16 protein-coding genes are annotated in these 14,109 nt (G+C 60.7%); 13 read left to right on the forward strand and 3 right to left on the reverse strand.

From position 1 onward, the window contains the following. Positions 1 to 57 precede the first annotated feature (57 nt). A complete protein-coding gene (locus tag RHIBR816_RS0110465) occupies positions 58 to 426 on the forward strand; it encodes a DUF488 domain-containing protein (RefSeq protein WP_018236487.1) in 369 nt (122 codons plus the stop codon). A gap of 30 nt (positions 427 to 456) precedes the next feature. Continuing rightward, the gene (locus tag RHIBR816_RS0110470; RefSeq protein ID WP_018236488.1) at positions 457 to 1,212 is read left to right on the forward strand and encodes an adenylate/guanylate cyclase domain-containing protein; all 756 of its coding nucleotides are present in this window, start codon (positions 457 to 459) and stop codon (positions 1,210 to 1,212) included. Between the two features lie 359 nt (positions 1,213 to 1,571). Here the strand turns inward: RHIBR816_RS0110470 and RHIBR816_RS33920 are convergent, their stop codons facing one another. Continuing rightward, the gene (locus tag RHIBR816_RS33920) at positions 1,572 to 2,159 is read right to left on the reverse strand and encodes a sel1 repeat family protein (RefSeq protein ID WP_018236489.1); all 588 of its coding nucleotides are present in this window, start codon (positions 2,157 to 2,159) and stop codon (positions 1,572 to 1,574) included. A gap of 206 nt (positions 2,160 to 2,365) precedes the next feature. On the opposite strand from RHIBR816_RS33920, the gene RHIBR816_RS0110480 reads away from it, so the two are divergent. Both RHIBR816_RS0110480 and RHIBR816_RS0110485 read left to right on the forward strand, forming a co-directional pair. Continuing rightward, on the forward strand, positions 2,366 to 3,202 hold the full coding sequence (locus tag RHIBR816_RS0110480; RefSeq protein WP_305809673.1) for an alpha/beta fold hydrolase: 837 nt from the start codon (positions 2,366 to 2,368) through the stop codon (positions 3,200 to 3,202). Positions 3,203 to 3,284: 82 nt separating this feature from the next. Continuing rightward, the gene (locus tag RHIBR816_RS0110485; protein WP_052522727.1) at positions 3,285 to 3,962 is read left to right on the forward strand and encodes a gamma-glutamylcyclotransferase; all 678 of its coding nucleotides are present in this window, start codon (positions 3,285 to 3,287) and stop codon (positions 3,960 to 3,962) included. Between the two features lie 12 nt (positions 3,963 to 3,974). Here RHIBR816_RS0110485 and RHIBR816_RS0110490 read toward each other — a convergent pair whose 3' ends face one another. Beyond that, a complete protein-coding gene (locus RHIBR816_RS0110490; RefSeq protein ID WP_018236492.1) occupies positions 3,975 to 4,874 on the reverse strand; it encodes a LysR family transcriptional regulator in 900 nt (299 codons plus the stop codon). Between the two features lie 111 nt (positions 4,875 to 4,985). Between RHIBR816_RS0110490 and RHIBR816_RS0110495 the strand changes: the two genes are divergently transcribed. Next, complete coding sequence (locus RHIBR816_RS0110495; protein ID WP_018236493.1) at positions 4,986 to 5,918, forward strand: VOC family protein; 933 nt, start codon at positions 4,986 to 4,988, stop codon at positions 5,916 to 5,918. Between the two features lie 88 nt (positions 5,919 to 6,006). Here the strand turns inward: RHIBR816_RS0110495 and RHIBR816_RS33925 are convergent, their stop codons facing one another. Next, positions 6,007 to 6,366, reverse strand: coding sequence for a hypothetical protein (locus RHIBR816_RS33925; protein ID WP_018236494.1), 360 nt, complete (start codon positions 6,364 to 6,366; stop codon positions 6,007 to 6,009). A gap of 354 nt (positions 6,367 to 6,720) precedes the next feature. Here RHIBR816_RS33925 and RHIBR816_RS33930 point away from each other — a divergent pair, with 354 nt between their 5' ends. The 8 genes from RHIBR816_RS33930 (at position 6,721) to RHIBR816_RS0110535 (ending at position 14,077) form a co-directional block, all read left to right on the forward strand. Beyond that, on the forward strand, positions 6,721 to 7,428 hold the full coding sequence (locus RHIBR816_RS33930) for an AraC family transcriptional regulator (protein WP_371259049.1): 708 nt from the start codon (positions 6,721 to 6,723) through the stop codon (positions 7,426 to 7,428). Continuing rightward, positions 7,353 to 7,607, forward strand: a complete 255-nt coding sequence (locus RHIBR816_RS38990) for a helix-turn-helix transcriptional regulator (RefSeq protein ID WP_371259068.1) — start codon at positions 7,353 to 7,355, stop codon at positions 7,605 to 7,607. Before RHIBR816_RS33930 ends, RHIBR816_RS38990 begins: the two co-directional genes overlap by 76 nt. Before the next feature lie 385 nt (positions 7,608 to 7,992). Beyond that, positions 7,993 to 8,682 (forward strand): hydrolase, encoded by a 690-nt coding sequence (locus tag RHIBR816_RS0110510; protein WP_018236496.1) that lies wholly within the window; start codon positions 7,993 to 7,995, stop codon positions 8,680 to 8,682. A gap of 66 nt (positions 8,683 to 8,748) precedes the next feature. Beyond that, positions 8,749 to 9,036 carry a XapX domain-containing protein gene (locus RHIBR816_RS0110515; protein ID WP_018236497.1) on the forward strand — a complete coding sequence of 96 codons (288 nt, stop codon included), beginning with the start codon at positions 8,749 to 8,751 and terminating at the stop codon, positions 9,034 to 9,036. After that, the gene (locus tag RHIBR816_RS0110520) at positions 9,036 to 11,018 is read left to right on the forward strand and encodes an amidohydrolase (protein WP_018236498.1); all 1,983 of its coding nucleotides are present in this window, start codon (positions 9,036 to 9,038) and stop codon (positions 11,016 to 11,018) included. Before RHIBR816_RS0110515 ends, RHIBR816_RS0110520 begins: the two co-directional genes overlap by 1 nt. Before the next feature lie 173 nt (positions 11,019 to 11,191). After that, positions 11,192 to 11,635: a DoxX family protein gene (locus tag RHIBR816_RS0110525; RefSeq protein ID WP_018236500.1), complete on the forward strand. Its 444-nt coding sequence runs from the start codon at positions 11,192 to 11,194 to the stop codon at positions 11,633 to 11,635. Continuing rightward, positions 11,632 to 13,230, forward strand: coding sequence for an MFS transporter (locus RHIBR816_RS0110530; RefSeq protein ID WP_026186850.1), 1,599 nt, complete (start codon positions 11,632 to 11,634; stop codon positions 13,228 to 13,230). Before RHIBR816_RS0110525 ends, RHIBR816_RS0110530 begins: the two co-directional genes overlap by 4 nt. Before the next feature lie 166 nt (positions 13,231 to 13,396). Continuing rightward, a complete protein-coding gene (locus tag RHIBR816_RS0110535; protein WP_018236502.1) occupies positions 13,397 to 14,077 on the forward strand; it encodes a YoaK family protein in 681 nt (226 codons plus the stop codon). Positions 14,078 to 14,109 lie beyond the last annotated feature (32 nt).

Here is a 14,109-nt window from a genome sequence, read left to right on the forward strand (position 1 = left end):
GAGGTCCGCTACATTTTCCGGGGCGGGTGAGCCGCCCTGAATTATTGCGGGGATCGGATGGCATCGCTCAAGCTGAAGCGCGTCTACGAGGCGCCGGAAGCGTCGGACGGAACACGCATTCTCGTCGACCGCCTGTGGCCGCGCGGGATTGCCAAGGACAAGGCGGGGATCGACCTCTGGCTGAAGGACATCGCCCCGAGCGACGCGCTGCGCAAGCGCTTCCATGGCAAGCCGGAGGACTGGGAGGCGTTTTGCGCGGCCTATGCAGAGGAATTGGAAGGCGAGGCGGCGCGGGCGGCGGCGACAGAACTCCGGGTACATCTCAAGAAGGGGGCGGTGACGCTGCTTTATGCGGCGCGGGATGAGAGCCACAACAATGCGGTGGCGCTGAAGGCGTGGCTGGAGCTTAATGGGCGCGGGGGCTAATCACCGGCCGAAACGTGGAGGAGCGTTCAGATGGAATCGACAGCACGCAGTCCCGCTCGCATCTGCCGTGGCTGCTGGGATCAGATGCACGTACCAATCCCGATCCGGGGTCCGCTGGCGCTTCCGTTTCGTGCTTTCGGCATCACCCGGAGCAAGATGAACCCGAACATCTGCACGATCTGCGAGCGTTCCTTTCGATACGTCAAGAAGCAACAGCACATATCGGCCGCCGCGACCATTCTGTTCGCCGACATCCGCGGCTTCACGCATCTTTCGGAGCGGATGGACCCGTTGATCCTGAGTGAAATCGTCAGCGCCTTCCAGGATCGATGTGCTCAGGCGGTCTGGGATCATGACGGGATCGTCAACAAGCAGATGGGCGACGGCCTGATGGCGATCTTCAACTTTCCGATCAAGATCAGGCATCACGTCGACGCCGCCATCGCGGCAGCACTCGACATCCAACGATCATGCACGTCGGCTCTCAGGAGTCTCGATCTGCACGCCGACGGACTTGCGCTCGACGCCCTCGGCGTCGGCATAGGGGTCCATACCGGCCAGGTCGAGATCGGCGAGTTCTCGACCTTCCGCAGTGACTTCACGGCAATTGGCAGTGCCGTCAACCTGGCCGCAAGGCTCGAATCTCAAGCCGCCGCAGGCGAGATCCTGGTCTCGGCCGAAGCAGCGGCGCAGGCGCCGAACCTGATGGCCGGCACGCAAACGCGAACCTACAGGCTCAAGGGGATTGAGCAGCCGGTGGTTGCGCAGGTGTTGTTCAAGGGGTGATGCGTTTCGATCGCCCATGCTGCAAAGACGCTGCGCGATTTCTATTTCAACGAGCGGACAACCGATCCCGCCGCCCAGGCCTCGGAGCGACTCGCGGAAGCTGTCGAGCGTGGCGATCATCTGAGGCCGACTGGCGGCCAGCGCCTCCATGCTCTCCCAGTCGACGATGATGCAGTCGCGCCCGTCGCCGGTCTTGACGATGTTGGCGTGCCGCATGCCTTCCCAAGTCGCTCCGCATCGAGGAAGACGTCCTCCATGCGGACAAATGGCGCGCCGGAGGGAATGAAACTGGGAACTGCTATATGATTGTTTTCACAATTTAATTTTTCATCGAAGAAACAACGCTCACGCCAACCGCCCTAACTTTGGTCTGCCCCGGCTGAATCGGCAATTTCCTTCTGCAAAAGCATTCGTTCATCAGGGGTAAGTTCAGCTTCTACTCTTGGCAAATATGCTTGCGCGAGCCGATTACCTTGCTCGGCGCTCGCCCTAAGCCAACGTGTAGCACGCAGTCGATCGAGCTCCACACCGGTTCCAAGGTGGCAGGCAGCACCGATCATCGCTTGCGCGCCAGCATGACCTCGTTGAGCCGCAAGAAGCGTGAGCGACTTCGACGCGAACGGGTGCGGCATCTGTTGCTGCCTAGAGTCGGACGCGCTCCTCGTTGAGCTGGACGCGAGCATGAAACGCGAGCGGTCAGCGGGCTCACCGTTGGTATCCACCGAGCGATCGCAGCCCATGGCCGACATCCGGCGCAACCTGCCGAACGTAACGCTGGCTCCGTGTTTCTTCACGAGCTCCGCACGTAACTGCCAGAGCGACCACAATGCCAGCACATCGCCGGTCAGAAGCAGGACCCCACGATATGAAGCCACGCGCATTATTGCGAAATCGACAATAAAGTGAAAACCATTATCGCAATTGTAGGCTCGTGTATCCCGCCGCATTATCCATCCGTCAGACGAACTCAGTGTCGCCTGACGTTCTCAATGATGAAATCGCAGGACGCGAGATGACCCAGAACCTTTTTTCCATGACACGCAGGGGCGCACTGCTCTCCGCAGGCGCCGCCGCAGCGACCATGGCAATTTCACCCGCTCTCAGCTTCGCAGCCACGGCTGCTCCCGCCACCAACCCAAAAGGCAACAAGACAATGGCATATGTAACCACCAAGGACGGCGTTGAGATCTTCCACAAGGACTGGGGTCCGAAGGACGCGCAGCCGATCGTCTTCCACCACGGCTGGCCGCTGTCGTCGGACGACTGGGATGCCCAGATGCTGTTCTTCCTGTCGAAGGGCTATCGCGTCGTCGCCCATGACCGCCGCGGTCACGGCCGTTCCGCTCAGGTGGCCGATGGTCACGACATGGATCATTACGCGGCCGATGCCTTTGCCGTCGCAGAAGCGCTCGACCTGAAGAATGCCGTGCATATCGGCCACTCGACGGGTGGCGGCGAGGTCGCCCGCTATGTCGCCAGGCACGGCCAGCCGAGCGGTCGCGTCGCCAAGGCGGTTCTCGTTTCCGCCGTACCTCCACTGATGCTCAAGACTGAAGCGAATCCTGAAGGCCTGCCGATGGAAGTCTTCGACGGTTTCCGTTCGGCGCTTGCGGCCAACCGCGCGCAGTTCTTCCGCGACGTTCCGGCCGGCCCGTTCTACGGCTTCAACCGGGAAGGTGCCAAGGTTCAGGAAGGCGTGATCCAGAACTGGTGGCGCCAGGGCATGATGGGCGGCGCGAAGGCCCATTACGACGGCATCAAGGCCTTCTCCGAAACCGACCAGACGGAAGACCTGAAGGCGATCACGGTTCCGACGCTCGTCCTGCACGGTGAAGACGACCAGATCGTTCCGATCGCGGACTCGGCGTTGAAGTCGGCCAAGCTTCTGAAGAACGGCTCGCTGAAGACCTATCCAGGCTTCTCGCACGGCATGCTGACAGTCAATGCCGACGTGCTGAACGCCGATCTTCTGGCCTTCGTTCAGGCCTAAACAAGATCGGAGCCGCGATGTGAAAGCAATCGCGGCTCCGATCTTTTATTGAACACAGAACGAATTTCTGAACGGGACCATGATGCTGTTGACCCCAGAGCTTGTTGCCCTGACGTTGCGAGACGTCCTGGACGATGGCCCAGAACCGGGCTGGACACCACTCTCCGAGGCGGAACTTGACCGTCTCGTCGACAGGATTGAACGAGAGGTAGGTGGCGAACCGATTTGGGTCTTCGCTTACGGTTCTCTTATCTGGAATCCTGAGTTCAAGCCGACAGCCCGTATGCGAGCATCCGCATATGGATGGCACCGATCGTTTTCGCTGAGGATCGAACGCTGGCGAGCCACCAGCGAACAGCCGGGCCTAATGATGGCTCTGGAGCGCGGCGGGCGATGTGACGGCATGGTTCTACGTTTGTCAAACGAGAACCGCCGCAATGATCTCCGCGCTCTCGTCGCTCGTGAAATCAAGTACCGCGAGGTCGCCGACATGGTCCGCTGGATACATGTCCACACACCTGAAGGGCCCATGATGGCCCTGACATTCTGGGCAAGCACCAGACGGTCCGGCCTGACGAAGCCATTGCCGACGGAGACAACGGCTGCGCTGATCGCCAAAGCCTGCGGGCAGGGTGGATCCTGCGCGCAGTACCTGCGCAACACGATCGTTGATCTTGAAGCCGAGGGGATCCGGTATCGGAACCTATGGCATCTACAGGCATTGGTCGCCGCCAAGATCACAGCGCGTCAGCCCTCCTGAGGCGCTTGCGGCCTAGTCCAGCATCACCATCTGGGCGGGGACCTGCTCCTCAAAGAACTTCGAGAAGGATGCAATCCGCGGCGGCAGGGCCTGGTATGGCGGATAGTAGAGGGTCAGCCACAAGTCAGGTGGCGCCCACCCCTTGAAGACATGGACCAGTCGCCCGGTTCGCAGGTGCTCGGAGATATGGAAGCCCGGCAGCATGGCAACGCCTGCGCCATCGGCGGCCATGTCTGCCAATACTTCACCGTTGTTAGCACTGAAGGCCCGGCCAGCCGAAATCGTCATGCTCGATCCTCCGTCCGACAGGACCCAGTTCTCACGCCGGCTTTCGCCGCTATACGCGAGGCAGTCATCAGGTGTGAGTTCGTTCGGGTGCTGCATGTCGACGAACCGGCTCCCGGGGGCGGCAACCAGGATGCGTGGCACCACCCTGATCTTCCGCCAGATGGTGAACTTGTCGGAGGGCTGCGAGGAGATTCGGATTGCCAGGTCGTAGTCGTCGTCGACGATGTTCACCAATCCATCCGATAGCGAGATCTCGAAGCTCATCTTCGGATAGCGCTCCTTGAATCCTGAAAGGATTGGCGGGAGCACGGCCTTGCCGAACCACGTCGGCGCGCTGATCCGGAGCCGCCCCTCATCCGCCTTGTGAGCGTTCATCACCTCGCGCCGCGCGTCCTCCAACGTCTTCACCGCAGGCTGGATCTGTGCGGCAAAGATCGCCCCGTCGGTCGTCAAGGACACCTGCCTGGTCGTGCGCACAAAGAGCTGCACGCCAAGTTCCGCCTCGAGAGCGGCGATCGCCCGTGTCACCGCGGCGGGTGTCATGTCCAGTTCGCGGGCGACCTGAGCGAAGTTCCGCTTTTCAGCGGCGAGCAGAAAGGTTCGGAGGGCTTTGTAGTCGTTCATCTCATTGTTTCAAAATTTGCAATTCAATCACAAGAAATATTGCAATTCTGCGTCGTGATCAACGGGTCTACATTCATATCAACCGGAACACAAACACCGAAAGGCATCGACATGATCAAGGACATCAAGGGACTGCATCACGTAACCTCCATGGCATCGGATGCCCGGCAGAACAACCGCTTCTTTACCGACACTCTCGGCCTGCGCCGCGTCAAGCAGACTGTCAACTTCGACGACCCGAGCGTCTATCACCTGTACTATGGTGACGAGACGGGCTCGGCCGGGACCGTGATGACCTACTTCCCGTTCCCGAACATGATGCTCGGCCGACCCGGAGTCGGTGAAGTCGGCGAGACCCAGTTTTCCGTTCCGAAGGGATCGCTGAAGTTCTGGCAGGATCGCTTCACCGCACAAGGCGTGCACGGTCTGGAACGCGATATTGTCTTCGGCGCCGACCGCCTTCGCTTCATGGGGCCGGACGGCGACAGCTTCGCACTAATCGAATCCGCTGACGACAAGCGCGCTCCATGGCTAGCGGACGGAATCGCTGATGATGCGGCCATCCGCGGTTTCGCCGGCGCACGCTTCAGCCTGCACGACACCGCTGCAACGGAGGAGCTGCTCGGGTTCATGGGGTACCAGCGCGCCGAGAAGGAGGGCGACGTGACACGCTTCATCATCCCTGATGGCAACGGCGCGGACACCATCGATCTGGCAGCGTTGCCGAAGACGCCTTTTGCACGACAGGGCGCGGGGTCTGTTCACCACATTGCGTTCGCCGTAGACAACAGAGAGAAGCAGCTCGAGGTCCGTAAGGCGCTGATGGACACTGGCTACCAGGTCACCCCGGTGATCGATCGCGACTACTTCTGGGCCATCTACTTCCGCACGCCGGGCGGAATCCTTTTCGAGGTCGCCACGAACGAGCCTGGCTTCAACCGTGACGAGGACACCGCGCATCTTGGGGAGGCCCTCAAGCTCCCGAGCCGATACGAGGACTACCGGGATCAGATTCAGGCCAACCTCGTGCCGCTGGCAGCCTGACGGAGGAACGCTCTTTCGTGCCATGAGGACCTGAGCGCCGCGAACCTCTGTGTTTGCGGCGCGTTCAGTGCGTCCTGCGCGAGCGCCCTTAGCAATGGGCTCTGTGGGCGTTGAGCGCGAGCGCGATATGCGCGACGAGCGACTGGTCCACCTCATCCTGGCCAATCAGGGGAAGAAGTGCCGCGTCGATGTCCCGCACGGTCGGATCGTCCATGCCGCGACAGACAGCCAGATCGTCGACACGGGGTTCACCTGTCTGCTCCGCAAGCTCGGCTAGATGCTTGCGTGGGAGATGGATCACGAGTGCTTCGAACTGTCCGCGTACGGCGATCGCAGCGCCCTTCGCCAGGTTGATGAGACAGATGGATCCTTCCGGATAGATCCTGAGCGGAGATGGCGGTCGGTCCTGCCAGATGTCGGAATGCTCGACATCGGTCAGATGGAGCACGATGCGTCATCGGCGGGATGACGACAGCAGGATCATGCTCGGCGTAATCGCGGGCGACGTGGGCCATCGTCATCTCGGTTTCCCGGAGAGGTCTCGTCACGAGAGTGCGAGCACTGCCTGCCTGGAACCATTCGCCCACTCACAATGAACTCGTATGAATAGGGCCTGGAAGCCGGACAGACGTCCCGGGCGCTGGTTAGCAAATTTCCGTTCAATCCACCGTTGTGGCGCGCCCGGTCATATTACGATAGTGAAGTACCTCGATCTTTCCGGGAGGTGATGGGGAAAGAGACCCGCCTGTTGGCTTAGTCGAACTGGAAGGTAGCGTGTTTGCTGAGGAAATCCACCACTCCCTTGGAAATTCCCACCGACGAATCGACCGACAACTTCGGCTGCCCTTTCGACAAGCTCTACAGGAACCAGACAATTCGCGGTGCTGGCCTGACCGTCTTGCGCAAGGGGTCACGGGAAGCCTTCCTGCAGCAGGTATCCACGCTGCCAAGTGATCGCGGCTTTGTGGTCGGTGTCTCCACGGTTCCAGGCCATACCCGCCGTATCTTTCATGAGCACCATGCGACAACGCATGTCTTCGAACCTGACTCCATCTACATTCGCAGTCTCGGTGAGACCTATAAGGCCGACCTCGCGGCCCCCTTCGATTTCCTTCTCCTCGAGATCTCTCCCGACTCGCTTGCCCTGATCGCCGAGGAAGCCGACCTCCCGACAGTATCGGCGCTGAACACCATCACTGCCCATCCGGATCGTGTTCTCGCCAATCTGGCGCGCGCTCTGATACCTGCGCTCGAAAACCCGGAAAAGGCCAGCAGGCTGTTCGTCGATCAACTGACGGCCGCAATCGGAACCCACGTCGTCCATCAATACGGCGACCGTGTCATCTCGACCGGATCGAGATCGCGTAAGCTCTCGCGTACCCAGGAGAACGTCGCAAGTCGCTCATCCTCGACAATCTTCACGGCAACGTCTCGATCGCGAAGCTCGCGGAGGCTTGCAGTCTCTCCCGCGGTTATTTCATCCACGCGTTCCGCGAAACGACTGGCATGACCCCATATCAATGGCTGCTGCGCGAGCGGATAACCAGGGCGCGGACGCTGCTGCTCGAGACGGATGCTGCTCTCTCCGAAGTGGCAATCTCCTGCGGCTTCTCGGATCAGAGTCACTTTACTCGCGTGTTCTCGAATGTCGTCGGTACGACTCCCGGCATCTGGCGGCGAAACGCCTGACACGCAAGCGCTCGGCGCACGCCAAGATTTGCCTGTCTTTTGTTCTATGGATCTGAATATCTGACAAGACCTTCTTCCGACTAAGCGCGAAAACCCCGTGCATCGGGTGAGCGGCGGGCGCTTTGCCGCAACGGGGAAGGCGACCTCAGTGGGAATTGTTGCGAAATCCGTAATTCATTCGCAATCAATATTGCAATTCCGTGCCGTTATCCGATGCGTTAGATTTCTATTCAGCAGCCAAGACAACGAGTGAGCGGAGCCGTACGGACCCAGAAACACTCCAAGGATTGCAGAACGAGGGTCGCGCCGCGACGTCCGATCGACCGCTGCTGCCCATTTCTGACACCGCAACAGGCGGTCCAAACAACCGAAGAGGAATTGACCCATGTCCAAGCTCGAAGTCCTGACCCCGGCAAACAGCCAGCTCATCTTCATCGACCAGCAGCCGCAGATGGCGTTCGGTGTCCAGTCGATCGATCGCCAGACGCTGAAGAACAATGTCGTCGGCCTCGCCAAGGCCGCCAAGATCTTCAACGTCCCCACCACGATCACCACGGTCGAGACGCAATCCTTCTCGGGCAACACGTTTCCGGAATTGCTTGCCGTCTACCCGGAGAACGATATTCTCGAGCGCACCTCGATGAACTCCTGGGACGACCAGAACGTCCGTGACGCGCTGGCGAAGAATGCGTCCAACGGCCGCAAGAAGATCGTCGTCTCCGGTCTGTGGACCGAAGTCTGCAACACCACCTTCGCGCTCTCGGCTCTCCACGATGTTCCGGACTACGAAATCTACATGGTTGCCGACGCTTCCGGCGGTACGTCGTCAGACGCGCACAAATACGCGATGGACCGGATGGTTCAGGCAGGCGTGATCCCGGTCACCTGGCAGCAGGTCCTGCTCGAGTGGCAGCGCGACTGGGCCCGCAGGGAAACCTACGATGCTGTCACCACCCTCGTGAAGGAGCATTCCGGCGCATACGGCATGGGCATCGACTACGCCTACACGATGGTTCACGGCGCAGAGGAACGCGTCAAGCACGGCAAGCGCATCGGCCCGAACCCAGCCAAGTAACGGCCTGATCAGGCCGCTCCGATAAGCCCGTCGGAGCGGCCTTTCTCTAACCGTGGAGGACATCCCATGAAAATCTATCTTCTTTCTCTCGGTGCAGGTCTGCTTGTGGGCATCGTCTACAGCCTCCTAAACGTCCGCTCGCCGGCTCCGCCTGTCATCGCCTTGGTCGGCCTTCTCGGCATTCTCGTCGGCGAACAGATCATCCCTTTCGCAAAGACCTTGTGGAGCAGGGAGCCAGCGGCCGTTTCATGGCTTCATCAGATCAAGCCGCACATGTTCGGCCACCTGCCGAAGGGCGGCGATCTTATCGACCTCGCCCATCAGGCAGAGGCGAAAGCGGGGGACCGGAGCTGATGACGACTCGTCGATCCTTTCTTGGGGGCGCGTCGAGCCTGGCTTTCTCGAACCTCTTCTCCCCGGCGAAAGCCGCCGATCCCAACCAGACCGGAGTAGACACCATGCATCCCGACCTGATCCTCCACAACGGCCGCGTGACGACCCTCGACCGGACCAATCCGAACGCCACGGCGATCGCCATCAAGGATGGCCTGTTTCTCGAAGTCGGATCCGACAGCGAGATTATGGCGCTGGCTGGTGACAACACGAAGATTGTCGACCTCAGGGGCAAGCGCGTCCTGCCGGGTCTGATCGACAACCACACCCACGTCGTTCGCGGTGGCCTGAACTACAACATGGAGCTGCGCTGGGACGGCGTTCGGTCGCTCGCCGATGCGATGGACATGCTGAAGCGCCAGGTGGCGATCACGCCCGCGCCGCAATGGGTGCGCGTCGTCGGCGGCTTCACCGAGCACCAGTTCGCCGAGAAGCGCCTCCCGACGATCGAGGAGATCAATGCGATCGCGCCCGACACGCCCGTGTTCCTTCTGCACCTCTATGATCGTGCGCTGCTCAACGGTGCCGCTCTCCGCGCCGTCGGCTACACCCGCGACACGCCGAACCCGCCCGGCGGCGAAATCACGCGCGATGCCAACGGCAACCCGACGGGCATGCTGCTCGCTAAGCCGAATGCGGGCATTCTGTACTCGACGCTCGCCAAGGGGCCGAAGCTTCCTCTGGACTACCAGGTCAACTCGACCCGTCACTTCATGCGCGAACTGAACCGCCTCGGCGTGACCGGCGTGATCGATGCGGGCGGCGGCTTCCAGAACTATCCGGACGACTACGAGGTCATCCAGAAGCTCTCCGATGAGAACCAGATGACGGTGCGTCTGGCCTACAACCTCTTCACCCAGAAGCCCAAGGAAGAGAAACAGGACTTCCTGAACTGGACGCAGTCGGTCAAGTACAAGCAGGGCAACGACTACTTCCGTCACAACGGTGCCGGCGAGATGCTGGTCTTCTCGGCTGCCGACTTCGAGGACTTCCGCCAGCCCCGTCCGGAAATGGCTCCGGAAATGGAAGGCGAGCTGGAAGAGGTCGTCCGCGTTCTCGTCGAGAACCGCTGGCCCTGGCGTCTCCACGCCACCTATGACGAGACCATCTCCCGCGCCCTCGATGTGTTCGAGAAGGTCGACAAGGACATTCCGCTCGAAGGACTGAACTGGTTCTTTGACCATGCCGAAACCGTCTCGGATCGCTCGATCGACCGCATCGCCGCACTCGGTGGCGGCATCGCCACTCAGCACCGCATGGCCTATCAGGGCGAATATTTCGTTGAGCGCTACGGCCATGGAGTGGCGGAAGCCACGCCACCGATCAAGCGCATGCTCGACAAGGGCGTGAATGTCTCGGCAGGTACGGATGCCACCCGCGTCGCCTCCTACAATCCGTGGGTCTCGCTCTCCTGGATGGTGACCGGCAAGACAGTCGGCGGAATGCAGCTCTACCCGCGTGCAAACTGCCTCGATCGCGAGACGGCGCTGCGCATGTGGACCGAAAAAGTCACATGGTTCTCGAACGAAGAGGGTAAGAAGGGCCGTATCGAGAAGGGCCAGTTTGCCGACCTCGTGGTGCCGGACAAGGACTTCTTCTCCTGCGCCGAGGACGAGATTTCGTTCCTCACCTCGGAACTGACCATGGTCGGCGGCAAGATCGTCTATGGCGCGGGCGACTTCAAGACGCTCGACGAGAACGACATCCCGCCTGCGATGCCCGACTGGTCTCCCGTACGCAAGTTCGGCGGTTACGCGGCCTGGGGCGAACCGGAAGGCGCAGGCGCTCGTTCATTGCGCCGCACGGCGATCTCCACATGCGGATGCGCCAGCGATTGCGGCGTGCACGGCCACGACCATGCCGGAGCTTGGACATCCAAGCTTCCGATCGCCGACCTCAAGGGGTTCTTTGGCGCACTCGGTTGCTCCTGCTGGGCGGTCTAAACTCAGCTTTCGCTCGGGCGGCCACGCCGCCGCCCGAGCGATCCGTCTGATAATTTCAAAAACCGCAATTAAATCGAAACGATTGCTGCAATTGTTGGCAAGACGGTAACCGGCCAATATCGCTCCATCAAACGCAGCCGCTCGATCAGATCGGCGAACATGCAGGAGCAGATATGACCTACCAATCCCATATGTCGAATCCAGTGCGGAGCAGTCTGGCACGCATCGTCGCTTCTCCGGTCACGCGAACCGTGTCGCTGCTTGCGCTCTGCGTCGCCTACATCCAGGGCCCGCTCACCAAGATCTTCGATTTCAACGGCGCACTGGCCGAAATGAACCACTTCGGTCTCCACCCAGCCGCATTCTTCGCAGTTGCCGTCATCGTGTTCGAACTTGCGGCTTCAGCCATGGTGGTCTCGGGCTTCCTGCGTTGGGCAGGCGCCCTGGCGCTGGCTGGCTTCACACTTCTCGCGACCTTCATCGCTCTCCGCTTCTGGGAAATGGTCCCGGGCATGGATCGCATGATGGCGACCAACGCCTTCTTCGAGCACCTGGGCCTCGCAGGCGCATTCGTCTTCGTTGCAGCATTTGACCTCACCAAGGGAGCAGGCAAATGAGTGCCGCAAAGTCATCCGGGGGGACCTTCGCGCCCCTCGCACAGCCAGTCTTTGCTGTTCTGTGGACCGCCACCGTCCTTGGCAATACCGGAAGTTTCATGCGCGACGTCGCCAGCTCCTGGCTGATGACGGATCTGTCCGCATCGCCCGCCGCAGTCGCCATGGTTCAGGCGGCCGGAACCCTGCCGATCTTCCTGCTTGCCATCCCGGCAGGCGTTCTCACCGACATCCTCGATCGCCGCAAGTTCCTGATCGCTGTCCAGCTCCTGCTGGCATCCGTCAGTATATCCCTGATGGTTCTGTCCCAGACAGGCATGCTTTCGGTCAGCGCACTGATCGGCCTGACCTTCCTCGGCGGCATTGGCGCCGCGTTGATGGGGCCGACCTGGCAGGCGATCGTTCCGGAACTGGTGAAACGTGAGGACGTGAAGAGCGCGGTGGCGCTCAACTCGCTCGGCATCAATATCGCCCGCTCCATCGGGCCTGCTGCGGGCGGCCTGCTTCTCGCAGCCTTTGGAGCCGGGATCACCTACGGCGCGGATGTCGCAAGCTACGCCGTGGTGATCGCAGCTCTGGTCTGGTGGCCACGGGCGAAGAATGCAAACGACGCGCTTCAGGAGAACTTCTTCGGTGCCTTCCGGGCCGGGCTTCGCTACACCCGCTCCAGCACACCGCTCCACGTCGTCCTCCTGCGCGCCGCGATCTTCTTCGCCTTCGCCAGCGCCGTCTGGGCGCTCCTCCCGCTCGTCGCCCGGCAACTGCTCGGTGGTGATGCCAGCTTCTACGGCATCCTGCTTGGTGCGGTCGGAACTGGTGCGATCGGAGGAGCCTTGGTCATGCCGAGGCTTCGCGAACGCCTGAACTCGGACGGTCTGCTTCTTGGTGCCGCGCTGATCACCGCAGTCGTCTTGGGTTTCCTGTCGCTTGCCCCGCCGAAGATCGTCGCCATCATCGTTCTTCTGTTCCTCGGGGGCGCATGGATCACCGCCCTGACCACGCTCAACGGCGCAGCGCAGGCTGTTCTACCCAACTGGGTGCGCGGTCGTGGTCTTGCCGTCTACCTGACCGTCTTCAATGGTGCGATGACTGCTGGAAGCCTCGGATGGGGTGCTGTCGCCGAAGCTGTCGGCATCCGGTCTACCTTGCTCATCGGAGCCGCCGGACTGCTTGTGGCCGGGCTCCTCATGCACCGCGTGAAGCTTCCTGCAGGCGATGCCGACATGGTGCCGTCCAACCACTGGCCTGAGCCGCTTGTTGCGGAACCCGTTGCCCATGACCGTGGTCCGGTTCTGATCCTGATCGAGTACAAGGTCGAGAAGCAGCATCGCAGCGCATTCCTGCACGCCATCGATCATCTTTCCAACGAACGCCGCCGCGATGGTGCCTATGGCTGGGGTGTCACAGAGGACTCGGCTGACCCGGAGAAGATCGTCGAATGGTTCATGGTGGAATCCTGGGCTGAACATCTTCGCCAGCACAAGCGGGTTTCCAATGCCGACGCTGACCTGCAGGGCAAGGTGCTCGCCTACCATGTTGGTCCGGACAAACCCGTCGTACGCCATTTCCTGACGATCACTCGACCAGGTGCAGCTTAACGAAGACTTGGGCAGGGCGGCCGAAGCCGCCGCCCTGCCCATTATGCCGCCACGCGCAATGAACTCGAAACAATTGATGCAATTGTTGAAGCCGGCATTCTGACTTCAAAACTGGAGCCACGTCGCGAGCAACGTCGCGGCACCTAACAGAAATAGAGCTCAAGAAATGAAGCTTCCCTCCCTTCCTACCCTTCTGAGTTTCAATGGCGGCTACGTCGATACGCTCGGCTTTCTGGCTCTTTCAGGGCTTTTTACTGCGCATGTCACAGGCAACTTCGTGACCTTGGGCGCAACGATGGCGCATGGCCTTGGCGGAGCATTATCGAAGCTGCTGGTCCTTCCGATGTTCTGCCTGGTCGTCTTCGCGTCCCGGCTGGTCTGCCTGAAACTTCAAAACCGGAATCGCTCCCCCGTCCGGCCCATGCTGGTCGTAAAATTGATCCTGCTCGCCGCGGTAGCGGTCCTTGCCATTGTTTATGGTCCATTCCACGGCGACGAGAATGGCGTTACGTTTGCAGTTGCGATGACACTGGTGTCGGCAATGGCCATACAGAACGGTCTTCACCGGTCCCATCTGTCGAAAGCGCCGCCGACCACCCTGATGACGGGTACGACGACACAAATCATGCTCGATCTTGCCGACATCCTTGCCAACTCGAAAGCCCAGGAAATCACCGTCGCAAAAGCACGGGTGAAAAAGATGGCCACCGCTGTCCTGACGTTTGCCATTGGATGCGGCGCCGGAGCGGCCGGCTACATGTTCATCCCCGCGGCCGCCTTTAGCCTGCCAGCCATCATCGCCGCCGTTGCTCTCTTCGCCAGCACGTCAGGTGCCGAGCCCAATTGACAGAAACTGGACGTCAGGGCTTTTCAGTTTAT

It is taken from the genome of Ensifer sp. BR816 (assembly GCF_000378985.1).
Lineage (GTDB): Bacteria > Pseudomonadota > Alphaproteobacteria > Rhizobiales > Rhizobiaceae > Sinorhizobium.

What these genes read in the sequence shown, in the direction of transcription:
- RHIBR816_RS0110495 (WP_018236493.1), top strand. Translation starts at nt 4,986, where the DNA reads ATGATCAAGGACATCAAGGGACTGCATCACGTAACCTCCATGGCATCG.
- RHIBR816_RS0110485 (WP_052522727.1), top strand. Translation starts at nt 3,285, where the DNA reads ATGCTGTTGACCCCAGAGCTTGTTGCCCTGACGTTGCGAGACGTCCTG.
- RHIBR816_RS0110470 (WP_018236488.1), top strand. Translation starts at nt 457, where the DNA reads ATGGAATCGACAGCACGCAGTCCCGCTCGCATCTGCCGTGGCTGCTGG.
- RHIBR816_RS0110490 (WP_018236492.1), bottom strand. Translation starts at nt 4,874, where the DNA reads ATGAACGACTACAAAGCCCTCCGAACCTTTCTGCTCGCCGCTGAAAAG.
- RHIBR816_RS33920 (WP_018236489.1), bottom strand. Translation starts at nt 2,159, where the DNA reads ATGCGGCGGGATACACGAGCCTACAATTGCGATAATGGTTTTCACTTT.
- RHIBR816_RS0110520 (WP_018236498.1), top strand. Translation starts at nt 9,036, where the DNA reads ATGACGACTCGTCGATCCTTTCTTGGGGGCGCGTCGAGCCTGGCTTTC.
- RHIBR816_RS0110530 (WP_026186850.1), top strand. Translation starts at nt 11,632, where the DNA reads ATGAGTGCCGCAAAGTCATCCGGGGGGACCTTCGCGCCCCTCGCACAG.
- RHIBR816_RS0110525 (WP_018236500.1), top strand. Translation starts at nt 11,192, where the DNA reads ATGACCTACCAATCCCATATGTCGAATCCAGTGCGGAGCAGTCTGGCA.
- RHIBR816_RS0110510 (WP_018236496.1), top strand. Translation starts at nt 7,993, where the DNA reads ATGTCCAAGCTCGAAGTCCTGACCCCGGCAAACAGCCAGCTCATCTTC.
- RHIBR816_RS0110535 (WP_018236502.1), top strand. Translation starts at nt 13,397, where the DNA reads ATGAAGCTTCCCTCCCTTCCTACCCTTCTGAGTTTCAATGGCGGCTAC.
- RHIBR816_RS0110465 (WP_018236487.1), top strand. Translation starts at nt 58, where the DNA reads ATGGCATCGCTCAAGCTGAAGCGCGTCTACGAGGCGCCGGAAGCGTCG.
- RHIBR816_RS0110515 (WP_018236497.1), top strand. Translation starts at nt 8,749, where the DNA reads ATGAAAATCTATCTTCTTTCTCTCGGTGCAGGTCTGCTTGTGGGCATC.
- RHIBR816_RS0110480 (WP_305809673.1), top strand. Translation starts at nt 2,366, where the DNA reads ATGGCATATGTAACCACCAAGGACGGCGTTGAGATCTTCCACAAGGAC.